This window comes from Candidatus Poriferisodalis sp. (assembly GCF_965198245.1).
GTDB lineage: Bacteria > Actinomycetota > Acidimicrobiia > Acidimicrobiales > Poriferisodalaceae > Poriferisodalis.
Window position 1 is genome coordinate 1447826 of record NZ_OZ240249.1, and the last position, 23818, is coordinate 1471643.

The following is a 23818-nucleotide window of genomic DNA, read 5'->3' on the forward strand; positions in this document are numbered from 1 at the left end:
CCCAGAATCACACTGAGGGGCGCGGGTAGGGTCCACCGTCATGGACGGGATCTGCGACGACCTTCAAGCTGAGACCGAAGCGCTCGGCGACGTGGTCACCGACATCAGCGAAAAGCAATGGCGCCTGCCCACGCCAGCGGAGGGATGGGACAGCCGCGAGACGATGGTGCATCTGGGCATGACCGATTGGGTGGCGACAGTCGCCGTCGTCGATCCCGAGGGCTTTGGTGGCTTCACGGCCGCCGCCGCACGGGGCGAGATGGACCTGCACACGGCAGCGGGAATCGACTTTGCTTCCATGTCCGGTGCGCAGATCTGGGACTGGCTGTGCACGGAGCGAGCCAAGATGGTGGCGGCAGTTCGGCCGCTGGACCCCAAGGACCGGATTCCGTGGTTCGGCCCCTCGATGGGCGCCCTGTCGTTTGTCACCGCTCGGCTCATGGAGACGTGGTCGCACGGGCACGACATCGCCGACACCCACGGCCGGGAGCTGCCCCGCACCGATCGGCTGCGACACGTCGCCCACATCGGGGTCAGCACCCGCGGCTGGAGTTACATGAACCGCGGTCTCGAGGTGCCCGCCGGACCGGTACGTGTAGAACTTGATGCCCCGAGTGGGGCTGTGTGGACCTGGGGGCCGCAAGACGCTGCCGACAAGGTGAGCGGCGACGCCTGTCAGTTCTGCTTGGTGGCCACCCAGCGCCGCCACCACTCCGAGACCGATCTTGAGATCCAAGGTCCCCTAGCGGTGGGCTGGATGGATATTGCGCAGGCCTTTGCCGGTCCTCCGACCGACGCAGCGAACCGCCGCACGGCCTAGCCCCGGCCGCCGGGTCGCTGTGCTGATTGTCGCTCCCAGGGGGTCGCTGTGCTGATCGTCGCTCCCAGGGGGTCGCTGTGCTGATCGTCGGGCTGACTGGGGGGATCGGCGCGGGCAAGAGCACCGTCGCGGAATTGCTTTCCTTCCACGGAGCCGCTGTCGTGGACGTGGACGGCCTGGGCCGCGAGATCATCGCCCCAGGGGGATCGGCGGTCGAACCTGTAGTCGAGCGATTCGGCGACCACCTGCGCGGACCTGATGGAGGCATCGACCGGCCGGCGCTCGCAGCGATCGTGTTCAACGATCCTTCGGAGCTCGCCGCTCTCAACGAGATCAGCCACCCCGCCATCAACGACCTCCTTGACGAGCGGATCGAGACGATTGCGGCAAAAGGCGTAGCTGATGTCGTCGTGCTTGACATGGCGGTGTTGGTGGAGAGCACATTGGGCCGCGACACTCGGTTTCCCTATGAAGTGGTGGTGACGGTCGAAGCGCCGCCCGATGTACGACTGCAACGACTTACGGGCCGCGGCATGACAGCCGACGACGCCAAGGCCCGCTTGGCCTCTCAAGCCACCGATGACCAACGGCGCGAAGCGTCGAACTTCGTGATTGGTAACGGTGGCGGCACCGACGAATTGGCCGATGCGGCAAGGCAGCTGTGGGACGCTCTGCGCAATCTCGCTGACGAGCGTGCCGCATGAGCGCAGCAGCGGCGTCACCTTCGGGCCGGCCAGCCCGCACTGGTCAGCCCGGCGATCAGCCATATGACGGTGGTGGTTCGGCCGCCGACCCAGGGAGCGAGCAGCCGGTCCGCTACCCGCCTCAGAACCACATCCTGCGACATCTGCGTCTCAGCCACCAGATGACGTCCGACGGTTCGCTGACCGCGACGATGCCCATCTTGGACGATCTGGCCGACGGTCCGCTGGCCGAGGGGGGCTGGCTGCGGCTCGGTGCCGTCGCCACATTGGTGGATTCGGTGGCCGGACACCACGCCGTCCTCGTGGTGTCTCCGGACTGGTCCGCCACGCTGCACCTGTCAACGGTGCTTGCAGCACGGGCACAGGGTTCGGTGGTGACCGCCCGGTGCTCGCCGCTGCGAATAGGACGCAACCAGGTGGTCACCGAGACCTCGGTAACCGACGAGGCCGGAACGGAAATCGCACGCTCGACGTGTACGTACGCACGACTGCCCCGCCGCGACGACACGCCGGTGGTGGATTCGACGGCACGAGACAACACCGTCCACTACCGGGAAGATCACGAGGTGAACCCCCGTCCGCCGCTGGACGACTACTTGCGCATCTCGCCGGTGCCCGGAGAGCCGCGCATCGAGCTGCCGATGCACAACCGCATCCGCAACTCGTTCGGCTCGTTGCAAGGCGGGGCTTCGATCGTGGTTGCCGAGGTCATGGCGACACATCTGGCTGGGCTCAGCGACGGGGGAGAGCGCCCGTCGCGTTGCGTGTTCGCAGACATGCACTACCTGGCGCCGGCTCGTGGCGGACCGTTTCGCGTCGACGGTGAGATATTGGCCCGAACCGGACATGTGGTGACCAGTCGCACCCGGATCTTCGAGACAGCCGGCGAGTCGGACCGCCTGCTGCAAACCGCTACTGCCACTGCTGAATTCCTGGACTGAGACCAACCGCAGACCGTCCGACCGGTCGGTGCGGGCCAGCAGCCCGGGCACCAAGCCGACAGATCAGCAACAAGGCACCGAGCCCGTCACACCGAGGGTCACACCCAGGCCCGAACCACTGGCCCAAACAGCATGACCGTCACACCCGCCCTCTACCGTGCAGGTCATGACCAGTGCACCCCGCAACAGCGCGATGATCCCACGGGCGGGCTTGCCGCGGCTGGCGGCATTCGACATCGACGGCACACTGATCGGTCGCAGCGGCATGCCGACTCTTCGGACGGTCGATGCGCTGGACGCGCTGGACGCCGCCGGTGTTATGACCGTGATCGCGACCGGCCGTCCCTGGCCCCAGGTCGAGCCGCTGGCGCGGTGCGCTCGCGGGATGTCGTACGCCGTCTGCCTCAACGGCGCAGTGGTGATGGACGCCCGGGCATCAGAGCAGGTGGCCGATCGCTCCATGACCCATTCCGAGGCCATCGAGGCCGCGGAAATCGCTCGCAAGCTCCTGCCCGATGTGCGATTTGGGCTTGACATGGCCGATGGTCGGCACCTGTGGGAGCACAACTTCGTGCCAGACATGCCGGCTGGGCTTGCGGCCGATCTGCGGATCGACCGAGTGGACGACGCCATTGCTGCCGTCGACGGACCCGTGCTGACGTGGTTGGTCGAAACGCCGGGCACCGAGATGATGACCGCCGTTGGCGAGCTGGCACCGGAGATGCCGCTGGGCACCGAGATCCGACCGTCGGGCCTCGACCTCGCCGAGATTGCCGCCGCCGGGGTGAACAAGTCGACCGGGCTGGAGATTGTGTGCCAGCGCTACGGCATCAAACCGGCCGACGTCGTGGCATTCGGCGACGGGTTGAACGACATTGACATGCTGCGCTGGGCGGGTCGCTCGGTCGCAATGTCCAATGCTCCGCCCGAGGTGCGTGCCGTGGCCGATGTTGTCGCGCCCAGCAACGAATCCGATGGCGTCGCGGTTGTCGTGGAGGCGATGCTGACCGGCGAGGGCTGGCCTCCGGAGATGGCGGGAAGTACGTTCGCAGCGATGCCGCCACGCGGGGATTCCGATGGTTGAGGGAGATGGGGCCGCGCCGGCCCCCGATCCCGCCTCCGGTGACGACCGGTCTCGCCGCCCGTCGGTGTGGGAGCGGGCTCGTCGGGCCATGGCCGACCACAACGCCAAGGCCCCCAGGGGGCCGATGGGCATTCCCGAGGCCGCTGAGGCTGATGCGTCAGGCGACGATCAGTCCGACGCGGCTGAGGGGGCAACTGCTGAGCTGGTGCTGGAGCGCATTCATCACTACCGCGACACCATCCGCAGCTACCAGGTCGTCATCGAGGGCCAGCGAGTCGGACAGATCCGCGACAACAAGACCGAGAGCTACCTCTTGCGGCCCGGCAGTTACACGCTGAAGCTGCAGCTGCTGTGGATCTTCAGCCCCAGAGTCGTCGTGGAACTGCCTGCGGGATCCCAGACGCGGATGATCTGCGGTCCCAACGGCGGGATCATGCAGGCCTGGCGGCTGTTCTTCGCTCCTACTACCGCCATCTTCCTGAGATTCGTTGAGGAAGTGTGAGACACGGCCTTCGCTTCGCCGAGGAAGCCTGAGATACAGCCTGCGATTTGCACAGGAAGCCTGAGCAAGGGCCGACGGTAGTGTTCGGCGCCATGAGCGAGCGGCAGGCAACGGTTGGCGCGACCTCGGGTGGCGATCTCAGGGCTGAGCTCGACGCATGGCTAGCGAACAACTGGGATCCCGACATCAGCGTGCGGGAATGGTGGCAGCGGCTCGCGTCCGCCGGACTGTCGAACCCCACCCTCGGTGAGCCCTACGGCCGAGGCTGGGGCCGCAGCGAGACACGTGTGCTGGTCGAAGCCGTTCGCGCCGCAGGTGCCATCGGCTCACCGGCAGGGCTGGGCATGCTGCTTGCCGCCCCGACGATTCTTGAGCACGGGACGCCTGACCAAATTGAGCGATTTGTGCCGAACATCCTCAATGGGACCGACTCGTGGTGCCAGCTGTTCTCCGAGCCTGGAGCCGGCAGCGACCTCGCCGGACTCCAAACCAAGGCGGTTCGCGACGGCGATGAGTGGAACGTCAGCGGCCAGAAGGTGTGGACCTCCGAAGGCGAGCACGCGGACCTGGGGATGCTCGTTGCTCGTACCGATCCCGAGTCGCCCAAACACCGCGGGCTCACATGGTTCGCCTTCGACATGGCCGCCGAAGGCGTCGAAGTCCGGCCCTTGCGCGAGATGACCGGCCGGTCGTTGTTCAACGAGGTGTTCATCGACGGGGCACGGGTGCCCCACGCCAACATCATCGGCGAGCTCAACGACGGCTGGCGCGTCACCAACACCACGCTGGCCGTCGAGCGAGCAAGCATCGGTGGCAGCCATGGCCTTGCGTATGCAGCCGCACACCCTGGATCGATTGCAGGACATTTGGACGAACCGGCGGGAGCCTTCCGCGGCAAGCGTCTGCCGCTCGCCGCAGGCGGTGTGGGTCCCGGAACGCTGGGACAGCTCACCTCCGAGGCACGCCAGCGTGGCCGTGCCGCGGACCCAGTCGTGCGACAGGAGCTCGCGGCTCTGCACACCGATCTCGAGGTGATGCGGCTGTCGGCAATGCGCGGGCGACAGCGATCTCAGCGCACCGGCGGCGAAGGCAACCTGGCGAAGCTGCGCATGACGACCGCCCTGCGTCGGGCCCGGTCGCTCGCCAGCACCATCCTCGGCGCAGATATGACGTTGTGGGGGGCCGACGCGGCAACCGACGGCGTGCTGCAGGAGATGACGGTCTTCTCACCGGCGCCGTCGATCTACGGCGGCACCGACGAGATCCAGCGAAACATCTTGGGCGAGCGGGTGCTGGGACTCCCCAGGGAGCCCGGTCCCGATCCAGCCACACCCTTCCGGGAACTTCCCCAGAACGCCACTTCTTGGTAGCAATTCGCCCTCGGGCTACCGACGTTGGGGCGCGGGGGCGCAGCATGCGGCGCAGAATGTGAAGCGGTGAGCATTCCTGAGCCGCCACGGGGACTGGAGATCCTGCCCGAAGGCGGAGCCGACTTCGCCGGTGTGCAGGAATCTGTGATCGAGCGGCAGCCGTCGTCAACGCCTCCGCGTTTGTTTGCGTTGGTGGCGCTGGTCGCGGCATTGGCTGTCGCTGCGCTGATTGTGGCGTGGGTGCGCAGCGGAGGTGGCGAGCCCGATGCCGTCGAAGCTGGTGCGACCACCACGTCCGAGCCCCCGGCGACCACCACGACGGCGGCCCCATCGCAACCGCCACGCACAACGCTTCCCCCACCGACGGCGCTCGACACGCCCGTGGGCGATCTGCCGCCCGCGCGGCCCGTTGCGGAGATGATTGCCACGCTGGCCGGCGATCCCACGGGCAACATTCGCGGTTTCCTGTATCAACTCGACCTGCTGACCGGAGCGGCGAGCTACGTGCCGCTGCCCGGGTTGCCGCACACGCTGGTTGATCTCGACGGAGCGATCGCTGTGGGCATCGGACGCAACGTGATGCGAGTAGATCCCCAGAGCGGAGACACTGTCGTCATCGCTGAAGACGTGACCGAGGTTCTGCCCGCCTACAGCCCACCGGGGATCGTCGCCGTGGTGCGCGGTACCGAGCATCTCTTCGCCCGAGTGATCGGCCCCGACGGCGTCTTCCGCTCAGCGGTGCAAATGCCCAACGAGGCGATCGTGCATGGCGCTCTCGGCGACCACGTCGTCGTGTCCATGGCAGGCAGTGTCATGGCGCTCGACGGACGAAACTCGGCGCTCCGGCTGGGCGCTGGTCGGGTGCTCGCTGTCGGCGACGGTCATGTCGTGCGGCTGCAGTGCGAGGCGCACGGCTGTCAGATCACCGACACCGCCTTCAGTGCCAGTGTGGGTGCAGATCGTCGCGACGAATGGTGTACCGACATCTGTGCGGAGGCGTCAGGCCGCTTCGGCGAGCGTGACGACCAGGACGAGATGGCTTCCGACTGCAAGACGTTCTGCGAGGGTTACCCGATTGTCACCGGGGCGATCGACGAGCGCAGAGTGGAATTGCCGGCAGAGCTGCTCGCGGCGCGGCCGGACCGTTGGAGCGAGCAGGGGTTGATGTCTCCTGACGGCAACCGCATCGCTATACGGCTTCGGCACGGCACCGGCATGCCGGCAGGTGTGGTGGTCGTCGATCTCGATGAGAAATGGGGCCGTCATTCCCCCGAGATCGGTGTCGACCTCGGGTCTATGGCTTGGGCACCCGACAGCCGGTTCCTGCTGTACACGCTCGACAATGACGTCATGGTGTGGGATGTCGACGCCGGGCCGGGGGAGCTCCCGTCGGGCCGGGCGCACATCGGCGAGCCGCTGGAGCACCTCATCCTGCGTGAGCCTCAACTGCCGAGCTGATCTGCCGTCACGATCACGAACAGGCCGGCAGCCTCGATGAGCGGGGGAGCGTCCGGCGGCGCGTTGCCTGCGCGCACTGCCAACTTGACGTGCGACTTTCGGCCGTCACGCCTGGTCTCGCGGGCTTCATAGATCACCGGCTCATCGATCGGGACGCCGCCTCGATAGTCGATCTCGAGACGCGCCGTGTACGCGGCGATCCCCAAGCAGACCATCAGGTAGCCGAGCACATCGTCGACGACGGCGCACACCGCCCCGCCGTGCACCCGACCCGGGGCACTCTCGAACGCGGCGCCGAAGCTCACGGTTGCGCGCACGCCCTCGCCGTGGCGACGCATGTGGACCTCCATGGCGGTGGGATTGGCCGGACCGCTGAATGCGCGGTCGCCAAACGCCATGACCTCGGAGCCATCGGACGGTCTCGGGTCGACATAGCGGCGGGCGAAGTAGTCCTCCGGGCGGGGGACAGGATCCGAGGCAGCCTCGAGCCGCTCGGCGGTCGCGTCGGCCCATGCGGTGATCTCGGCCAACGTCTCGGGGTCGGTGCGGTGCCGCACGAAGGCATGTGCCAGCCGTCGCAGCGCACCCGCCGCGGCGCTGCGTTCGGCGAACTGCGGATCGGGATAGATCAGGTGCAGGTCGTCGCCTGAAGCGCTGCTGGTGTCGCTGTGCGGCAACGTGGGTCCCAAGAGGCCGTCAGCCGCCGAGCCGTCCAAGCTCGCCGTAGGGATAGTCGACCAATTCGCTGGATGGGTGTTCGAGATCAAACGTCCAGTACTGGCGGATCTCAGCGATCAGTCGCTCGCCCGAGTCGCTGCTCAGGTCGAAGTCGTAGTGCTCGCTGCCGCGCACCGCAAACGGCACGTCGTTGTCCCGCCGGCCAGCGGGCCCGGCGATCGTTCCGGTCATCCTCCATTCGATCGCTGCGGTGTCACCGTCGGTCACGAGCCGCTCGCAGTTCCACGATGCGCCTCGCCACTTCGAGGCGATGCGTGCCCAGAACCGCCCGATCGTGGCGGCTCCCTGTACCGGTGCGTGATTCGTGTCGTAGACGACGGCGTTCTCGCTGAAGTGCCCTGCCACGGCCTCAGCATCGCCAGAGGTACAGGCTTCGAAGTAGCCGGTGATCCGCGCCTCGATCTCGCTGGCAGCGGCGCCCATCGTTGTGTTGCTGTGCTCGCCCATTTCGTCAGTCTCGCAGGCCCGGGCACGAGCGTTCTCAGCCGGAGTCGGTGGCGAAGGGTCCCGACTCGCCCGGACCGACGTCATTGCCTGCGGGTTGGGATCTAGTTCGCGGCCCAGGAAAGCCAACGGCCGTCGCGCCGCTCGAGCCGCAGCTTGTGCGAGAAGCACTCTGACAGCGACTCCGCGTTGAGCACCTCACCCAACGGGCCGCACGCCAGCGGCACTCCGTCTCGCAACAGCAACCCATGGGTGAACGACGGAGGGATCTCGTCGGTGTGGTGCGTTACGAGCACGGTTGCGGGAGTCTGCGGATCGGCGGCAAGCGACTCCAGGCTGGCCACCAGTTGCTCCCGACCCGCCAAGTCCAGCCCGGCGGTCGGCTCGTCGAGCAGCAACAGCTCCGGACGACTCATGAGCGTGCGGGCCAACTGCACCCGCTGCTGCTCGCCCGACGACAGCGTGGCGAACGCGCGCTCGGCCAGCTGGCCTGCATCCACCCGCTTGAGGCACGCCAGCGCTGCTGCCCGGTCGGCATCGGTGTAGGTGTGCCACCAAGTTTCCAGTGCCGCGTAACGGGCCGTCATCACGATGTCCGCTGCGCAGATGTTCGGCCGGAACTGATCCCGCAGCGACGAACTCGCAAGCCCGATCCGACGCCGGTGCTCGCGCACGTCGACTGCACCCCACCGCTCGCCGAGCACTTCCACCGTGCCGGTGGTGGGGAAGCGGTACAGCGACAGGATCTTGATGAGGCTCGTCTTGCCTGACCCGTTCGGCCCGAGCACGATCCAACGCTCGTGCGGAGCGATGTCCCAATCGAGCGGCCCGAGCACCGTGTTGCCGTCGTAGACGACCGACACCCCTCGAACCGAGACAGCCGGCACCGGGCTGTCGCACGATGGCACCGGCCGCTCCACGCCGTCGTTCATGAGTCGTCGCGGCGGCCCTCGCCAGCGTGGGACACCCACGTGGCGTACATCTGCGCGTAACGGCCGCCGAGCGCGACCAGTTCGTCGTGAGTGCCCAGCTCGACGACACCGCCCTCGTCGATGACGGCGATGCGGTCGGCCCGCATGGCCGTTGCCAGCCGGTGTGCGATCAGAACCGCAGTCCGGCCTTCCAACAGCAGGTCCAGCGCGCCTTCGATCTCGGCTTCGGTGCTGAGGTCGACGCTGGAGGTGGCCTCATCGAGCACGATCACCCTAGGCCGCGCCACGAACGCCCGAGCCAGCGCTAGCAGCTGCCGCTCGCCGGCTGATAGCGACACACCCCGCTCATGCACCTGGGTGTCGGCTCCGTCGGGAAGGCTGTCGATCAACCTGCGCAGCCCCACCAGGTCGAGCGCCGCATCGATGTCGGCGTCCAGCTGTTCGCCGGCGGAAGTGCCGCCTCGGTGACGCAAACCGAACGCGACGTTGTCCCGGATGGTGCCGTGGAACAGGAAGGGCTCCTGAGGCACCACGCCCAGCTGGTTGCGCAGCGACGCCAACGTGATGTCCCGCAGGTCCCAGCCGTCGATCGTGACCCGACCCTCGGTCGGGTCGTAGAAGCGGATGATCAGCTTCGCGATCGTGCTCTTGCCTGCACCCGTCGGCCCCACCAAGGCGAAGGTCTCGCCAGGCCGGATCTCCAGGCTGACGCCGCTCAGCACCTCCGGAGGGTCATCCTCGAAGGGCTCGTCACCATCTGTGGTGCCGCCGTGACCGATCCGGGTGCCATTGCCCAGCCCCTCAGGCATCGCCATCGGGTCGAAGGATGCGCCGAAGTGTCCCGCCGGCACCTTCGTAGTGCCGTCGGTCCCATCGCCGTTCTCGCCAGACGTGGCCGCCTCATCGTCATAGGCAAACGAAACGCCCTCGAGCCGTATGTGTCCCTCGATCGGCGGCAATTCGATGGCATCGACCCGCTGGCGCACGGTCGGCTGCGTCGCCAGGACCTGACTGATCTTGCGCAGGCCCGATTGGCCCTGCTGGTAGGTGCTGTACAGCTGCGCGAGCTGCTGGATCGGGGCAAAGAACTGGGTCACGAACAGGACGAACGCCGCCAGCACTCCAATCTCCAGGCTGCCTCGCAGCACCATCGTTCCGCCGACGGCCAGCACCAGCCCCTGCGCCGCAATGCCGATCGCCTCGGTGCCCGGGCCATAGATCGCCTGTGCTTTGGACATCGACAGGTTGGCGTCGCGGTAGCGGGCGGTCACCTTGCGATGTCGGAGCACATTCGCCGCACGCCGCCCCGTCGCAGCAATCACTCGGATTCCAGCCAGGTTCTCCGAGAGGTCGGCCAGCACGTCTGCAATGCGGTCGCGGATCTCGCTGTAGCCAGCCTCGCTGCGTGTACGAAACCACAGTGTCAGCGCGGTGAGCGGCGGAACGATGCCCACGAGCAGCACCACTGCCAGCACCGGGTCGTAGGTGAACAACACCACGGTCACGACGCCCACCGTGAGCACTTGGATCAGCAAGTTCACGAAGCCCTCGTTGACGAGCAGCGCCACATATTCCACGTCGGAGGTCATGCGGCTGAGCAGCACACCCGATTTGGCGGTCGTGTACCAGTCCAGCGACAAGCGCTGGTAGTGGCTGAACAAGCGCAGTCGCAGGTCGTACATCATCTGCTCGGAGATGCGTCCGTTCAGACGTTGGCGCACGTGGCTCAGCACGATGCTTGCCGCCACAACGCCCCCGAAGACAAGCACGACCATGTTGAGCGTGTAGCGATCGCCTGCCACGATGCCGCGATCGATGCCCTGTTGCACCAGCACGGGCCCTGCCAGCATCGCGACCGTCTCGGCACACAGCATCAGCAGCGCTGCAGCGATGCCCCACCGGTGCGGCATCAGCATGTCCCGGAGGCCGAATGGGCGCCCCCGCCCGCCCTCGGCGCGTTCGGTCACAGGGTCGAAATTGACGCGCGGCTCGGGGTGATCGGGCTCGAGCGACAGCAGCTTTTCGGCCCCCTCCTGCAGCTCCGATGGCACCCCGGCGAACGGAAGGCCCGCCGCAGCGCTGGCCTGCGTCGCGGTAGGACCCATGTGGCCGGGGCCACCGACCATCACCATGTTCTGCTGCCTTCGTGCGCGCTACAGCCGTCCGCTTCGGATTGGCCGGTGGTCTGTGACTCGTCTCCTGCTGCCAGCACCTCTGCGTAGAGGGGTTCGGTGGCGAGCAGCTCGGCGTGAGTGCCATCGGCTGCCACCCGCCCGTCGGCGAGCAGGATCACCCGGTCAGCCAGACTGATCGTGGACAGCCGGTGGGCGATGACGATGGTCGTGCGGTCTTTCAGCAGCTCGGTGAGCGCTTCGTGGATCTTCTCCTCGTGCGCCACGTCGATCGAGCTGGTGGCGTCGTCGAGGATCAGCACTGCCGGGTCGGCCAAGAATGCCCGGGCAATCGCGATGCGCTGGCGCTGACCGCCTGAGAGGTCGTACCCGCGCTCGCCGACCACCGTGTCGTAGCCCTCGTCGAGCTCGCTGATGAATTCATGAGCCTGCGCAGCGGCTGCGGCTGCAATCACATCTGGCCGCTCGGCATCAGGACGGGCGTAGGCGATGTTGTCGTGGATGCTGGCGGAGAACAGGAATGGCTCGTCGGGAACGAGGCCCACGGCGCGGCGCAGGCTGTCGGCCGTCACATCGGTTACATCGTGGCCGCCGACGGCGATCCTGCCGTTGCCGATGTCATAGAAGCGCATCAGAAGGCGGACGAGAGTTGTCTTGCCGCAGCCGGTGCGCCCGACCACTGCGACGCGCTCGCCGGCGCCGATGTGCAAGTCGAGTCCATCGAAGACCGGTGGTGCGTCGCGTTCCGCGCTCGAGGCTCCCGCCACACCGCCGATGGTCTCGGTGCCGTAGGCGAATCGAACACCGTCGAAGCTCACCTCCTGGCCTGCGGGGGCATCGTCGTCACCCCGCCGCTGAGGCAGGTCGATCGCACCGGGTCGGTCTGCGACCAGCACCGGCTCGTCGAGCACCTCGAAGATGCGTTCAGAGGAAGCCTTGGCCCGCTGACCGAAGATGAACAGCATCCCGATGAATCGGAACGGCGCCTGCAGCAGCAGGATGTACAGATTGAAAGTGACCAAGTCGCCCACGGTGAGCGAGCCGTTGATGATCTGGTGCCCGCCCACCAGCAGCACCATCGCCAATGCCAGGCGAGGAAGGTTCTCGATGACCGGCGTGTAGTGCGCCCGGGTGTTGTGCTGGAGCATGTTGGCCCAGCGCAGCCGTTGCGCCGCCTGAGCCATTTCTTCCACCTGCCGGGCCTCGGCCGCGAATGCCTTGACGACACGCACCCCGCTGACGGTCTCGTGGGTCACGGTCGCGACCTCGGCATTGCGGGACTGGATGATCCACGACAGCGGGAACATGATCCGCCGCAACCGCTGGCCGAGCGCGTAGACGGCTGGCATCGCCAGCATCGTGATGGCAGTGAGCGTGAGACTGATCCACGCCATCAGCGAGATTGCCACCACGAAGGTCAGCAGCTGCATCGACACGATGGGAGCGAAGGCCAGATACATCTGCACCGAGCGGATGTCGGAGTTCGAGCGGGAGATGATCTCACCGGTCTGCACCCGGTCGTAGAACGCGAATGACAGCCGGCTGAGGTGGGAGAACAGCATTGTCCGCAGCTGATACTCGACGCGCCAGCCCATCGAGAACAGACCCTTGCGGTATGCGTAGGTGAAAACGCCCCGGGCCACGCCCAGCGCGAAGAGTGCGATGACGAACGCCCACAACGAACCAGACCCGCTCGCCCCCTCGCGCGGCAGCGCTGCATCGACGGCGTAGCCCGCAACCCGCGGTGCGACGGCCTGCACGCCCATTGCGGCGATAGCTGCGATGAGCGAACCGACAATGCGCATCCGGTGTCGCCGGAGCAGGGGCCCGAGCCGCCGGATCCAACTCAGCGAACGTTCAGCCCGGATCCAATCATCGGTCAGATCGTCGCCGAACCCGCCGGCTGGACTCGCTTCTGCAGGATCGGTGGGGGTGGTGTCGTCATCGGCTGATCGCGTGCCGACGGCATCGGAATCAAGCTGCGCAGGCTGATCCGCGGGCGCAGTGCTGGGGGCTACCCGCATCCCGGCGAGGCTAGCGGTGACCCCGCTTGCCGAACCGGGACGACCGGAGGTCGAGCGGCCCGTGAGCGAGGCGAACAAGAGCGACCCAGCGGGTTCGACCGCGAGCAGAATCAGCTCTCCGCGGCCCGGCGGTACCGTGGGCGCAGCCACTGGGCTACGCGGGGGTGCGCAACACCGGCATGACGCTGGGACTCATTGCAGGACTTGCACTCGTCGTCGTGCTCATTGCCTTGAACGGCGTGTTCGTGGCGGGGGAGTTCTCACTCCTCGCCGTTGACACTTCTCAGGTCGATGTCTTGGCAGCGCAGGGGCGCCTCCGCGCTCGTGGCGTGCGAGCGCTGCTGCGGCGCCTCAGCTTCCACCTCGGCGGTGCACAACTCGGCATCACCCTCACTTCATTGGTGCTCGGCATCATCGCTGAGGGCACCATCGGCGAGCTGATCGAACGGGCGCTGGGCGGTTGGGCAGAAACGGTGGCATCGACCGGCGCCATCGCGGTGGTTGCGATAGCGCTGGCCGCAGTGTTCCAAATGGTGTTCGGCGAACTGGCACCCAAGAACCTGGCTATATCGCGTCCGCTTCGGGTGAGCATGTGGTTGGCACCGGTGCTGCGGATCTATGGCGTCATCGCCGCCCCCGTCACGCTGCTGTTCAACGGCATCGCCAACGCCACCGTGCGGGGATTGGGCCTGCAGCCGACCGAGGAACTGCGCATCGTGCGCACCCGCGATGAGCTGGAGTACGTCGTCCGCTCGTCGCGCCAGCGCACCCTGAGCGACGCGCAGGCCGATCTGCTGGTACGAACGCTGCGATTGGGCCGCAAGGACGCCGCCGATGCGCTCACGCCACGGACTGCGATGTCGGCCCTTGGAGCCGGCGCAACTCTCGGCGATCTGGTGGAGCTGGCCCGCAGCAGCGGCCACTCGCGATTCCCCGTACTCGGGTCGAGTTCCGACGACGTGCTCGGCATCGCCGAGGTACGCGATGTGTTCAGTGTGGACGCGTCCGAGCGAGATCGCACTCCGGTGGAGACCATCATGCGCCCCGTCGTTGCGGTGGCCGAGAGCCGCAAGCTCGACGGCGTGCTGGCCGATATGTCCGAGGCCGACTGCCGGCTGTGCGTCGTGGTGGACGAGCACGGCGGTACTGCCGGTGTCCTGACGCGCGAGGACATCGCCGAAGAGCTGGTGGGCGACATTGCCGACGAGTTCGACGAGCCGCCCGCCCTGACACCTCGCCGGCCTGGCCGCCCGATCACCCTGGCGGGCACCGCCACGCTCGATGAGCTGGAAGAGGCCACCGGCTTGGCCGCACCCCCAGGTCCCTATGAGACGTTGGCCGGATTCGTGCTGGAGCGCCTTGGCAAGATCCCGTCTGTGGGCACGGTGGTCTCCTGGAACGGTTGGCGCTTGGCGGTGAGCGAACTCGACGGCTTGCGCATTGCCGAGGTAGCCGTCAGCGCCGAAACCCCCGCGCACAGCGAAGGCACCGATTCGAACGAGGCATCGTCGTGACGGCGCTCGCGATAGCGGTGGGCGCGGTGCTGATCGTGTTCAACGGCGGCTTCGTCGCGATGGAGTTCGGCCTCATCGGCTCGAAGCGTGCAGTCGTGGACAGCCAAGCCGCAACGGGACGATCAGCAGCCCTTGCGGCGCAACACATGCAGTCCGATGTGCTGACCACCCTTGGCGGCGCGCAGCTAGGGATCACCGTGTGCTCGCTGGCAGTCGGTCGCCTCACCGAACCGGCGATCGCTGCGGTCATCGAGAGCGCCATCGGGGGCATCGTCGAGCTGCCAGACGCCGTTCTGCACTCCATCGGCTTCGGAATCGGCCTCGGGCTCGTAGCGGTCGTTCACATGGTGCTCGGTGAGATGGTCCCCAAGAACCTGGCGTTGATCGGCCCTGAACGCACACTGTTCGTGCTCGCCCGCCCGATGGCCGCATATCTCATCGTCGCCCGACCCGTGGTGCGAACCCTGCTCGCCGTCTCGAACGGGGTCCTGCGAGCCCTTCGCGTGGAGCCGACCACTGAGCTGACCGACACGGCGACGCCGGCCGAGCTGGGCCTCATGGCTCGCGACTCGCTCGCTGAAGGCCACATCGAGGCTGGCGATGTGGCGCTGCTCGAGCGGGCGATGCGCTTCGAAGCCACCACGGTGAGCGAGATCATGGCGCCGGCGGGTGATGTTGCCGCCGTACGGCTCGCCGACTCGATCGCAGCGGCCGAGCAGCAGTTCACCCGCACGGGCCGCTCGCGGCTCGTCGTGCTCGGCGATGGACCCGACGACGTCCGGGGCATGCTCCACAGCAACGACCTGGCAGCGGCGACCGAGCGGGATGCGCCCGACCTTGCCGAAGCCGACCGTCGAGTTGCGGCTCGCCAGCGTCTCGGTAGCGGCCTCGTTCGCCGGATGCTCCGCTTCGATCCCGACACAGCGCTCGACGAGGCGCTGCGCCGGATGCAGCGCACACGCATTCATCTTGCCGTCGTGGTCGACGAGCACAGCCGGACGCTCGGCGTGGTCGCACTCGACGATCTGCTACGCGGCCTGATCGGTGATCCTGCTGCCGCCGACGAAGGCACGCACAGCAAAATCGCAGACGGCGGAGCAGGGTGACCCAGTTAGGCTGCCGTGGTCGTTGTCAGACCCGTAGCGGCCTGTTGCGCATCACGCCATGACATGGATCGACAGAGTGCTCGACAGCTGCCCTCAGCGGGTCGTGGTCAACGATTCCAAGACACCCAGCGGCCGTGCCCATGTCGGCTCGCTGCGCGGCGTGCTCATTCACGACGCCTTGGCGCGCGCAGCCCGCGAGCGTGGGCTGAATGCGACCTTTATGTACGGCTGCGACGACATGGATCCCGTCGACGAGAAACCGCACGGCACCGGAGACCAGTTCGTCGAGCACCAGGGCAAGCCGCTGTGGGCCGCACCGCCGCCCGAGGGTCTTCGTGGTGATTCGATGGCTGAGGCGTACTTCGGCGAGTTCACTGGAAAGTGGTTCGATGCCACCGACTCGCCGGTCGATGATGCTCCCGGGCAGTTCGACAATCTCGGCGTCGAGGTCGAGTTCTACCGCATGAGCGACATCTATCGGGCAGGCAGGCTCGACGAGATCATCGACACGTTCCTGCGAGCTGCGGCCGACGTGCGGCAGATCTACCTCAGGCTCAGCGGCGCCGAGCGTTCCGATGATTGGCTGCCGTTCCAACCCATCTGCGAGGCATGCGGCCGCATCGGCACTACCTATGCGTCCGGTTACGACGGCGAGACCGTGGCCTACGAGTGCCGGCCCCATCTGGTGACATGGGCCGAGGGCTGTGGGCACAGCGGCCGCATCAGCCCGTTCGGCGGGAACGGCAAGCTGCCGTGGAAGCTGGAGTGGGCCGCCAAGTGGAAGCTCTTCGGCGTCTCGATCGAGGGCGCCGGCAAGGACCACATGGCTGCCAGCGGCTCACATGAAGTCTCTTCCGCGCTGGCACGCCAAGTGCTGCAGTGCCCGGTTCCGGTGCCCGTGCCCTATGAGTTCTTCACGCTCGGCGGGGCCAAGATGAGTTCATCGAAGGGCATCGGCATGACGGCGTCGGAGCTGACAGCGATGCTGCCGCCCGAGTTGCTGCGCTACGTCGTGCTGCGCACCCAGCCGCGCCGAGCCATCGATTTCGCTCTCGACATCGCCGGCCTCACCAAGGCCTTCGTCGAGTACGAGCGGCTTTGGCGGGCCGCAGCCCAGGGCGATGCGGAACCGAACCAGCAACAGCTCTTCTTCATCTCGCAGGTCGACTACCGACGCGAGGTGCCTACGCCTCCCGCCGTCAGCCCGCCCTTCGATTCGGTGGTCAGCCTCGCCCAGCAACCGCACATCGAGCTTGCGAACCACGTGGCCTCGCTCGGCGTCGATATGTCGGAGGCCGACGCCGAGTGGCTCGCTCACAAGGAAGCAGTCGCGCGAAAACTGATGGAGAGTCGCCCCGACCTCGCCGGCGAGCTTGCGTTGCTCGACGACGCCGAGGCCAAGACAGTCCTCGATGGAATGTCGAATCAGCAGAGGGCGTTCCTCTACGTAGCATCCTCGCTGCTGCGCCAGTTGGAGGATTGGTCGGCTCGAAGCATCCAATCAGAACTGTTCGATGCGGCGCGTCTCGTGGGGTGCGACGAGCGCTCAGCGATTGTCGAGTTGTTCACTGTCCTTTACGCATTGCTGTTCGGACGCTCCGAAGGGCCGCGAGCTGGCAGCTTCCTCGAGTTCTACGGCAAGCGTCCAACTCTGGAACGCCTCGACCTGTCGGAGTACTCATATTCTGAATTGGTCGACGAGACGGCGGTCCCACTCATCGAATGGGATGCTGCCGTCCACGACGCGCTGGGGCGCGACCAACGGCCCGAATTCTTGCCACTGTCTCGCGCAGGTCATGAGACCGCGGAGTCGACAACAGATGGCGAAGTGACCTTGGAAGCCTTCATCCGGAATGACGGTGACTTTCTCTGCGCCGTACGCACCGTTTGCCGAGAAGCCCTGAAGCATGTCGCGGCAGTGCTGCAGGTCGACGACCCCGATGTCCCAATTCGTTCATCAAACCCCTTTGCGCGAGGTTCTGACTGACCACTGACTTGGCGGAGGCGTCGATGGGCGTGCGCTATGTCGGAAAGCCGTTGGGGCGACGAACCAATTGGCGAAGTCTTGGCCAAGTCGGTGCAGAGATTCACGGCCACGTCTTGGCTGAGCTCCGGGGGCTACGTGCAACATGGAAACACACTGAAACCATATGTAACATAGTTGTAATAATTTGTTTGTGCTGAGAACGCTTAATTGTGACACCGATCCAGTAGAGTGAACGTATGTTCTCTCATGTAGAGCAGGCGCTCGAACACCTCAACACTGCGCTCGACGGCATCGAGACAGCGCCGAGCGATCTGCTGCGCCGCACTTTGGGTGTGTCCAAGCAGCTGCGCAGCCGCGTCGAGTTGCTCGAGGCCAAAGCAGCGGCAGTTGTTGCGCAGCGCGAACGCCACGGCGACGGCGGCGCGGGGCTGTTGCACGAGCACAGCGGCCTGTCGCGCTCGGACGCTGCCCGCAACGTGCGCACCGACACAGAGCTGGTCTCCATTCCTGATGCGCACGCCGCGCTCACCGAGGGGCAGATCAGCTTGGCGAACGCCGCCAAGCTCGCACGTGCCGCCCGCAAGACCAGTCCCGATGCGGTGCAGGGCGATCCCGAGCTGATCGGGCTCGCCAAGACGCTGCCTGCCGACGAGTTCGCCCAAGCCGCTCAGCGCTGGACGGCCCGCCACCAAGACGCTGCTGATCTGGTGGCGCAGCATCGCCGCAACCGGCGCAACCGCAATGTGCGCTTTTGGAACGGCGACGACGGCTCGGTGCAGATGCGCGGCAGCTTCGACGCCGAGATGGGCGCCCGCATCCAGAACCGGCTGCGTCACCACGCCGAACAGCTCCGCCAAGCAGATCGTCGCGCCCAGCACCGCCAAGCCCAGCTCTGCCGTGCCCAGCCTCAACCCCCCAACGCGGCCTATGGCACCGCCGCCGACGGTGCTGTAGATGCACTCGGCAAGGGCAACGCGGTGCGCTCACGCGACCAGCGCATGGCCGACGCACTTGAAACGCTCCTCGCCGCAGATAACCCAGCCGCACCGAAGGCGACTCCCTCGACTGCGGCTCCCACCGAACCCACCGGCCAACAGCCGTTCACGGACAACCCGCCGCAGTCAGGTCATCTGACGCTGCCTGGCACCGGTGTCCCAGAGCAGGGGTGCATTGGCGAGACCGACGGCGTCAACCGCTCCGAGCCCGCGCCCGCTGCAGAGGCACCACCGGCCCACATCGGTCGCAAGCCAGCAGCGGCGGAGATCATCGTGCGTGCCGATCTCGCAGCCCTGACCGGCGAGCCCGACGGCACCGCCGAGCTGGCGGCCTTTTCGGGCCAGCCAGGCGGTGTCGCGGAGATCTGCGGCATCGGACCGATCCCGCTCAGCACCCTCGCACGGCTCGCCTGCAACTCCGACGTTTGGGTGGAGATCTTCGGCGACAAGCTGACCCCGCTGTACGAGACAGTCGCGAGCCGGGCGCCCACCGCGGCGCAGCGCCGCGCCTTAATCGCACGCGACGGGAAATGCATCGGCTGTGGGGCACCGCCGGGCGATTGCGAAGCCCACCACGTCATCCCGTGGAAATGCGGCGGCAAGACACGAGTCGACAATCTCGTGCTCGTCTGCTGGTCATGCCACGATCGCATCCACGACCACAACTGGCAAGTCATCGTCCGTGACAACCGTTTCCGGCTCATCCCACCCGACCCGACAAATCCCCCGAACCCGGCGCCCTCACGCAAGCCCAAACACCGCGCCGCAATCACCAGACGCAGTCACCTCTCAAGAACCACTGCCCAAGAACCACTGCCCACGATCTCCTCACAGAAACCACTGCCCGCCACCACGCCGCCGCAGGCACAACCAGCAGCCTGATCGAGCGATGAGGTTCAGGTCTCGCCACGGGCCGAGGTGTCGGTTGGCGTTAGGCGCCGATGGCGTGATAGCCGCCGTCGACGTGAAGGATCTCGCCGGTGGTGCTCCCGAACCAGTCCGACATGAGCGCGAGCGTGCTGCGCGCGACCGGTTCGCTGTCACCGATGTCCCAGCCCAGCGGAGCGCGGGCTTCCCACGCCTCCTCGAAGTCGGTGAACCCGGGGATCGACTTGGCCGCCATGGTGCGGATGGGCCCGGCCGAGACCAGATTCACCCGGATGCCCTGCGGTCCGAGCGACTTCGCCAGGTACCTCGCCGTCGATTCGAAGGCAGCCTTCGCAACGCCCATCCAGTCGTAGTAGGGCCACGCCACGCTGGCATCGAACGTCAGGCCCACCACCGAGCCCTTCGCCTCGGCCAGCAAGGGCGCCAACGGTGACGCCAGCCCGGCGAGGCTGTACGCCGAGATGTGCACTGCGGTGGACACGTCCTCCCACGGTGCGTCGAGGAAGTTCCCGCCCAAACAGCTCGCGGGTGCGAAGCCGATGGAGTGCAGCAGCCCGTCGAGGCGGCCCCAGCGTTGCGTCAGGTCGTCGCGCACCGCGGAGATCTCGTCGGGCGAGGTGACGTCGAGCGGCAGCACATCGCACGCGGTAGGCAGCTTGCGGGCGGTCCGTTCGGTCAGCCGGATGCCCCGTCCGGCGCCGGTCAGCACGATCTCCGCGCCCTGCTCCTGGGCCAACCGGGCCACGTTGAACGCCAGCGAGGCGTCGGTCAGCACCCCAGTAATGAGGAGCTTCTTGCCTTCCACGATTCCGCTGCCGGCCATTGGCGCTGCCTCCTTGTCGGCACGGCAGCCCGCAACGCTGCCCACCGCCGGACGCTACCGCCGTGCCTGGCGCCCCTCTGGTGTCCGCACACATTGCCGCCTCTCTTTGCTCTATGGCGCGCTTCGCCGTACCGTGGCGGTCGTGTCAGCAAATGCGACCCCCAACGGGACCGTAGATGGGGTCGCAGCAGGTGCCTCTGCAGGTGCCGGCGAGCCGACCCGCATTGGCATCATCGGCGGCACCGGCCCAGCCGGCGCGGCGCTGGCGACCCGGTTGGCCGACATCGGCTGTGAAGTGACGCTGGGATCTCGTTCGAAGTACCGGTCGATGGAAGTGGTCGACAATATTCTGGATCGCTGGCCTGAGCGGCACCTGCGCATCCACCCCGGTGCCAACAGCCTCGCCGCGGAGGAGCCCACGGTCGTGATCGCCACTCCGTGGGACGCGGCAGCAATCACAGCTCGGGGCGTCGCCGAGCACTTGCGCGGCAAGGTGGTGGCGACGATGTCGAACGCGCTGGCCCGCGTGGACGACGAGTTCGTGCCGCTGATCCCGCCCAGGGGCTCGGTCGCGGCTTCGGTTCAGGCGTCGCTGCCGGACTCCCGAGTCGCCGCTGCCCTGCAGCACGTGCCTGCGACCGAGCTCGGCAATCTCGACGAGCCGGTGGACGGCGACATCCTCATCTGCAGCGATCACCGCGAGGCCACCTGGCATATCGCCGAGATCGTGGACCGCATGCCCGGCGCGCGAGCGCTCGACTGCGGGAACCTGTCAAATGCAACAGCCATCGAGGCATTCACTGCGGTGCTGATGCAGCTCAACACGCGGTACCGCACCCGTGTGGCCCTTCGGCTGGTCGGCTTGGATCACGTCCCGATCAGCGTGCTCGGGGGCGGGCCGAGCCACCCTGACGCAGCGCAGCCGAGCGCCGAGACCGTCCCCGACTGAGCCGATGGCTGGTGCTCTGAGCGCAGAGCGATGAGGCTGTACGAGACGCAGCGGCGGGCCATCGTGCCGCTCAGCGTGCGCCCAGGCAACACGCTGCGCATGTACGTGTGCGGGATCACGCCCTATGACGCCACCCACGTGGGCCACGCCGCCACGTTCCTGGCCTACGACGTGCTGCAGCGGCGACTGCGGGATCTTGGCTGGCGCACCCGGTGCGTCCGCAACATCACCGACGTGGACGACGACCTGCTGGCGCGGGCGCGTGCCATGGGCGTGCACTACCTGGATCTGGCGGCGGGGTCGCTGGCTGCGTTCGACGCAGACATGGAGGCGCTGGGGCTGCTGCGGGCCGACAGCGAGCCCCGAGCCACCTCAGCAATCTCCGACATCCGGCGAGTGATCGGCCAGTTGCTCGACAGCGGACACGCATATCGCAGTGGCGAAGGTGTCTATTTCGACGTCTCGACGGCACCCGGCTTCGGGGAGCTGAGCCGGCTCAGCGTCACCGAGATGATCGAGTTGGCCCGCAGGCGTGGCGGTCGGCCTGACGATCCAGACAAGCGCAAACCCCTGGATTTCGTGCTGTGGCAACGTGCAGCTCCCGACGAACCGGAATGGTCGTCGTTGTGGGGTCCGGGCCGCCCCGGGTGGCATGTGGAGTGCTCTGCTCTGTCGCTCGCTCACCTCGGTCAGACGATCGATGTGCACGGTGGCGGAAGCGACCTGGTGTTCCCGCACCACGAGTGCTCCAGGGCACAGTCCGAAGCCATCACCGGTGGACCGTTCGTGCGCCACTGGATGCATACCTCGATGGTGCGACAGGGTGGCGCCAAGATGTCCAAATCGGCAGGAAACCTCGTGTTTGTGTCCGACTTGCGCGAGCGCTGGGAGCCCATGGCGCTGCGGTTGGCGCTGCTGGGTGCGCACTATCGGGCCGATTGGGACTGGGATGAGCGCCGTGTGGCCGATGCGGCCCGGCGACTCGTGCGCTGGCGGGCGGCGGGTCCCGGCGACGGAGCGCTGTCGAGCGTCCGCGAGCGTCTGGACGACGATCTCGACACGCCGGGCGCGCTCGCAGCAATCGACACGGCCGTCGCGGACGGTGAGTCCGCCAGCGACGCAGCTGCCCTGCTCGGCGTTGTGCTCTAGTTCGTGCGAGAAGCGCAAGCAGCCGCGAGCGCCTGCGAGGGCGCCGGTAGCGTTGGCCTCGATGGCCGAGCCAGACGACCTCGGCGAGGTGCGCGACGCGCTTCCCGCTGATCTGGACCGAGGATTTGTCGGCGCGTACAAGTTCCCCGACAACTCGCGGCGCAAGATCACCGGCGCACTGTGTTTCGCAGCGGGTGTGTGGGCTGCTACAGCGGCGCTTGCCGCTGACAGCGAATCGGTCCTGCTCAACGAAGGCGTGGCGGTAGGCGGTGTGCTGCTCGCCCTCGCCGGCCTCTACCAATTCGCAGCGGGACGTCGATTCGCTGCCAATGAGAACGAAGCGTTGGTCGCCGCAGTCACCGACGTCGGTTTTGCTGTCGGGCACGCCAGCGCGCAGCTCGGCTGGCGGGGCTGGATGAGCCGCCCCACATGGCGAGTGCTCGTGTATTCGGCGGAAGACCCGCCTGAGCGCAGAGGCTTGGTGCTCGTGGATGCGCTGAGCGGTTCCGTGCTCGAGCGTTGGGTGGAGGACAATCCCGAGACCTGGATTGAGACGGCGCCCAGCTCAGCGCCAGAGGCTCCCGACGCCGCTGGTGTGCACACGAGCGCAATCCCGGAGCCCGGCGACGGGAGCTGACGATGTTCGATGGCATGTTCCGCAAGGGCGTCGACAGCGTCACGGCGCCGATCGGGCGTGGACTCGCCGCGATCGGCCTGAGTGCTGACGTGCTCACTGCCTTCGGGCTCGTGATGGCAGCGGCGAGCGCCGTTGCGATTGGTGCAGGCCGACTCGGTCTCGGCACCGTGTTCCTGGTGGTGACTGCGCTCGCTGACCTCTTTGACGGGCCGGTCGCTGCAGCGCGGGGCACCTCGTCGAGCCGGGGCGCATTCTTTGACTCGACGGCCGACCGGGTCACCGACGGCCTGCTGCTGGGTGGCATCGCTTGGTATCTCGCCTCTGAGCACGGCGCGCATTGGGCCGTGTTGCCCATGGCGGTGCTCGGCGTCAGTGCGGTGATCTCCTACGAGCGTGCCAAGGCTGAATTGCTGGGCTTCGTGGCCAAGGGCGGGCTGATGGAGCGTGCCGAACGCACAGTGGTGATTGCCGTGGCGGTTGCCTTCGAGGTGTTGCTCATTCCGTTGCTGTGGGTGCTGCTCGCGCTCTCAACCGTGACAGCGGTGATGCGCTTTGTGAAGGTGTGGCGCCAGGCCAGCGCGCGAATGTCGAAGTGAGCGCAGTGCTCCGCCGCCTGCAAGG

21 protein-coding genes are annotated in these 23818 nt (G+C 66.9%); 15 read left to right on the forward strand and 6 right to left on the reverse strand.

Features of this window, described 5'->3' with window-relative positions; all coding sequences use genetic code 11:
- The first annotated feature begins 40 nt into the window (after positions 1-40).
- From ACOCMM_RS06660 to ACOCMM_RS06690, 7 genes are all read left to right on the forward strand, one after another.
- A complete protein-coding gene (locus tag ACOCMM_RS06660) occupies positions 41-820 on the forward strand; it encodes a TIGR03084 family metal-binding protein (protein WP_419552400.1) in 780 nt (259 codons plus the stop codon).
- Between the two features lie 77 nt (positions 821-897).
- Entirely contained in the window at positions 898-1524 is a 627-nt protein-coding gene (gene coaE, locus ACOCMM_RS06665; RefSeq protein WP_419552401.1) for a dephospho-CoA kinase, read from the forward strand.
- On the forward strand, positions 1521-2465 hold the full coding sequence (locus ACOCMM_RS06670) for a hypothetical protein (protein ID WP_419552402.1): 945 nt from the start codon (positions 1521-1523) through the stop codon (positions 2463-2465). The genes coaE and ACOCMM_RS06670 overlap by 4 nt, the downstream gene beginning before the upstream one ends.
- A gap of 166 nt (positions 2466-2631) precedes the next feature.
- The gene (locus ACOCMM_RS06675; RefSeq protein WP_419552403.1) at positions 2632-3549 is read left to right on the forward strand and encodes an HAD family hydrolase; all 918 of its coding nucleotides are present in this window, start codon (positions 2632-2634) and stop codon (positions 3547-3549) included.
- Positions 3542-4051: a hypothetical protein gene (locus ACOCMM_RS06680; protein ID WP_419552404.1), complete on the forward strand. Its 510-nt coding sequence runs from the start codon at positions 3542-3544 to the stop codon at positions 4049-4051. The genes ACOCMM_RS06675 and ACOCMM_RS06680 overlap by 8 nt, the downstream gene beginning before the upstream one ends.
- Positions 4052-4143: 92 nt before the next feature.
- Positions 4144-5421, forward strand: a complete 1278-nt coding sequence (locus tag ACOCMM_RS06685) for an acyl-CoA dehydrogenase family protein (RefSeq protein ID WP_419552405.1) — start codon at positions 4144-4146, stop codon at positions 5419-5421.
- 66 nt (positions 5422-5487) lie between these two features.
- The gene (locus tag ACOCMM_RS06690; protein WP_419552406.1) at positions 5488-6879 is read left to right on the forward strand and encodes a hypothetical protein; all 1392 of its coding nucleotides are present in this window, start codon (positions 5488-5490) and stop codon (positions 6877-6879) included.
- Here the strand turns inward: ACOCMM_RS06690 and ACOCMM_RS06695 are convergent.
- From ACOCMM_RS06695 to ACOCMM_RS06715, 5 genes are all read right to left on the reverse strand, one after another.
- The gene (locus ACOCMM_RS06695) at positions 6864-7595 is read right to left on the reverse strand and encodes a PaaI family thioesterase (protein ID WP_419552407.1); all 732 of its coding nucleotides are present in this window, start codon (positions 7593-7595) and stop codon (positions 6864-6866) included. The two genes, ACOCMM_RS06690 and ACOCMM_RS06695, sit on opposite strands and share 16 nt — an antisense overlap.
- Entirely contained in the window at positions 7576-8064 is a 489-nt protein-coding gene (locus tag ACOCMM_RS06700; RefSeq protein WP_419552408.1) for a nuclear transport factor 2 family protein, read from the reverse strand. Before ACOCMM_RS06700 ends, ACOCMM_RS06695 begins: the two co-directional genes overlap by 20 nt.
- 101 nt (positions 8065-8165) lie before the next feature.
- On the reverse strand, positions 8166-8993 hold the full coding sequence (locus ACOCMM_RS06705) for an ABC transporter ATP-binding protein (RefSeq protein ID WP_419552409.1): 828 nt from the start codon (positions 8991-8993) through the stop codon (positions 8166-8168).
- Complete coding sequence (locus ACOCMM_RS06710; RefSeq protein ID WP_419552410.1) at positions 8990-11125, reverse strand: ABC transporter ATP-binding protein; 2136 nt, start codon at positions 11123-11125, stop codon at positions 8990-8992. Before ACOCMM_RS06710 ends, ACOCMM_RS06705 begins: the two co-directional genes overlap by 4 nt.
- On the reverse strand, positions 11119-13149 hold the full coding sequence (locus tag ACOCMM_RS06715) for an ABC transporter ATP-binding protein (protein WP_419552411.1): 2031 nt from the start codon (positions 13147-13149) through the stop codon (positions 11119-11121). The genes ACOCMM_RS06710 and ACOCMM_RS06715 overlap by 7 nt, the downstream gene beginning before the upstream one ends.
- A 164-nt stretch (positions 13150-13313) precedes the next feature.
- Between ACOCMM_RS06715 and ACOCMM_RS06720 the strand changes: the two genes are divergently transcribed.
- The 4 genes from ACOCMM_RS06720 (at position 13314) to ACOCMM_RS06735 (ending at position 19633) form a co-directional block, all read left to right on the forward strand.
- On the forward strand, positions 13314-14663 hold the full coding sequence (locus tag ACOCMM_RS06720) for a hemolysin family protein (protein WP_419552412.1): 1350 nt from the start codon (positions 13314-13316) through the stop codon (positions 14661-14663).
- Complete coding sequence (locus ACOCMM_RS06725; protein WP_419552413.1) at positions 14660-15769, forward strand: hemolysin family protein; 1110 nt, start codon at positions 14660-14662, stop codon at positions 15767-15769. Before ACOCMM_RS06720 ends, ACOCMM_RS06725 begins: the two co-directional genes overlap by 4 nt.
- A 58-nt stretch (positions 15770-15827) precedes the next feature.
- Positions 15828-17756, forward strand: coding sequence for a lysine--tRNA ligase (lysS, locus tag ACOCMM_RS06730; protein ID WP_419552414.1), 1929 nt, complete (start codon positions 15828-15830; stop codon positions 17754-17756).
- Between the two features lie 236 nt (positions 17757-17992).
- Complete coding sequence (locus ACOCMM_RS06735) at positions 17993-19633, forward strand: HNH endonuclease signature motif containing protein (protein ID WP_419552415.1); 1641 nt, start codon at positions 17993-17995, stop codon at positions 19631-19633.
- A gap of 49 nt (positions 19634-19682) precedes the next feature.
- Here the strand turns inward: ACOCMM_RS06735 and fabI are convergent, their stop codons facing one another.
- Positions 19683-20462, reverse strand: a complete 780-nt coding sequence (gene fabI / locus ACOCMM_RS06740; RefSeq protein ID WP_419554832.1) for an enoyl-ACP reductase FabI — start codon at positions 20460-20462, stop codon at positions 19683-19685.
- Positions 20463-20604: 142 nt separating this feature from the next.
- Here fabI and npdG point away from each other — a divergent pair, with 142 nt between their 5' ends.
- The 4 genes from npdG (at position 20605) to ACOCMM_RS06760 (ending at position 23793) form a co-directional block, all read left to right on the forward strand.
- Positions 20605-21411 (forward strand): NADPH-dependent F420 reductase, encoded by an 807-nt coding sequence (gene npdG, locus ACOCMM_RS06745; protein ID WP_419552416.1) that lies wholly within the window; start codon positions 20605-20607, stop codon positions 21409-21411.
- A 30-nt stretch (positions 21412-21441) separates the two neighbouring features.
- The gene (locus ACOCMM_RS06750; protein ID WP_419552417.1) at positions 21442-22560 is read left to right on the forward strand and encodes a cysteine--tRNA ligase; all 1119 of its coding nucleotides are present in this window, start codon (positions 21442-21444) and stop codon (positions 22558-22560) included.
- A gap of 61 nt (positions 22561-22621) precedes the next feature.
- Positions 22622-23197, forward strand: coding sequence for a hypothetical protein (locus ACOCMM_RS06755; RefSeq protein WP_419552418.1), 576 nt, complete (start codon positions 22622-22624; stop codon positions 23195-23197).
- A 2-nt stretch (positions 23198-23199) separates the two neighbouring features.
- A complete protein-coding gene (locus ACOCMM_RS06760; RefSeq protein ID WP_419552419.1) occupies positions 23200-23793 on the forward strand; it encodes a CDP-alcohol phosphatidyltransferase family protein in 594 nt (197 codons plus the stop codon).
- The last annotated feature ends 25 nt before the right edge of the window (positions 23794-23818 follow it).

What these genes read in the sequence shown, in the direction of transcription:
- ACOCMM_RS06735 (WP_419552415.1), top strand. Translation starts at nt 17,993, where the DNA reads ATGTTCTCTCATGTAGAGCAGGCGCTCGAACACCTCAACACTGCGCTC.
- ACOCMM_RS06685 (WP_419552405.1), top strand. Translation starts at nt 4,144, where the DNA reads ATGAGCGAGCGGCAGGCAACGGTTGGCGCGACCTCGGGTGGCGATCTC.
- ACOCMM_RS06700 (WP_419552408.1), bottom strand. Translation starts at nt 8,064, where the DNA reads ATGGGCGAGCACAGCAACACAACGATGGGCGCCGCTGCCAGCGAGATC.
- ACOCMM_RS06675 (WP_419552403.1), top strand. Translation starts at nt 2,632, where the DNA reads ATGACCAGTGCACCCCGCAACAGCGCGATGATCCCACGGGCGGGCTTG.
- fabI (WP_419554832.1), bottom strand. Translation starts at nt 20,462, where the DNA reads ATGGCCGGCAGCGGAATCGTGGAAGGCAAGAAGCTCCTCATTACTGGG.
- ACOCMM_RS06705 (WP_419552409.1), bottom strand. Translation starts at nt 8,993, where the DNA reads ATGAACGACGGCGTGGAGCGGCCGGTGCCATCGTGCGACAGCCCGGTG.
- ACOCMM_RS06710 (WP_419552410.1), bottom strand. Translation starts at nt 11,125, where the DNA reads ATGGTGATGGTCGGTGGCCCCGGCCACATGGGTCCTACCGCGACGCAG.
- ACOCMM_RS06715 (WP_419552411.1), bottom strand. Translation starts at nt 13,149, where the DNA reads ATGCGGGTAGCCCCCAGCACTGCGCCCGCGGATCAGCCTGCGCAGCTT.
- ACOCMM_RS06670 (WP_419552402.1), top strand. Translation starts at nt 1,521, where the DNA reads ATGAGCGCAGCAGCGGCGTCACCTTCGGGCCGGCCAGCCCGCACTGGT.
- ACOCMM_RS06680 (WP_419552404.1), top strand. Translation starts at nt 3,542, where the DNA reads ATGGTTGAGGGAGATGGGGCCGCGCCGGCCCCCGATCCCGCCTCCGGT.
- ACOCMM_RS06755 (WP_419552418.1), top strand. Translation starts at nt 22,622, where the DNA reads ATGGCCGAGCCAGACGACCTCGGCGAGGTGCGCGACGCGCTTCCCGCT.
- ACOCMM_RS06660 (WP_419552400.1), top strand. Translation starts at nt 41, where the DNA reads ATGGACGGGATCTGCGACGACCTTCAAGCTGAGACCGAAGCGCTCGGC.
- ACOCMM_RS06760 (WP_419552419.1), top strand. Translation starts at nt 23,200, where the DNA reads ATGTTCGATGGCATGTTCCGCAAGGGCGTCGACAGCGTCACGGCGCCG.
- ACOCMM_RS06750 (WP_419552417.1), top strand. Translation starts at nt 21,442, where the DNA reads ATGAGGCTGTACGAGACGCAGCGGCGGGCCATCGTGCCGCTCAGCGTG.
- lysS (WP_419552414.1), top strand. Translation starts at nt 15,828, where the DNA reads ATGACATGGATCGACAGAGTGCTCGACAGCTGCCCTCAGCGGGTCGTG.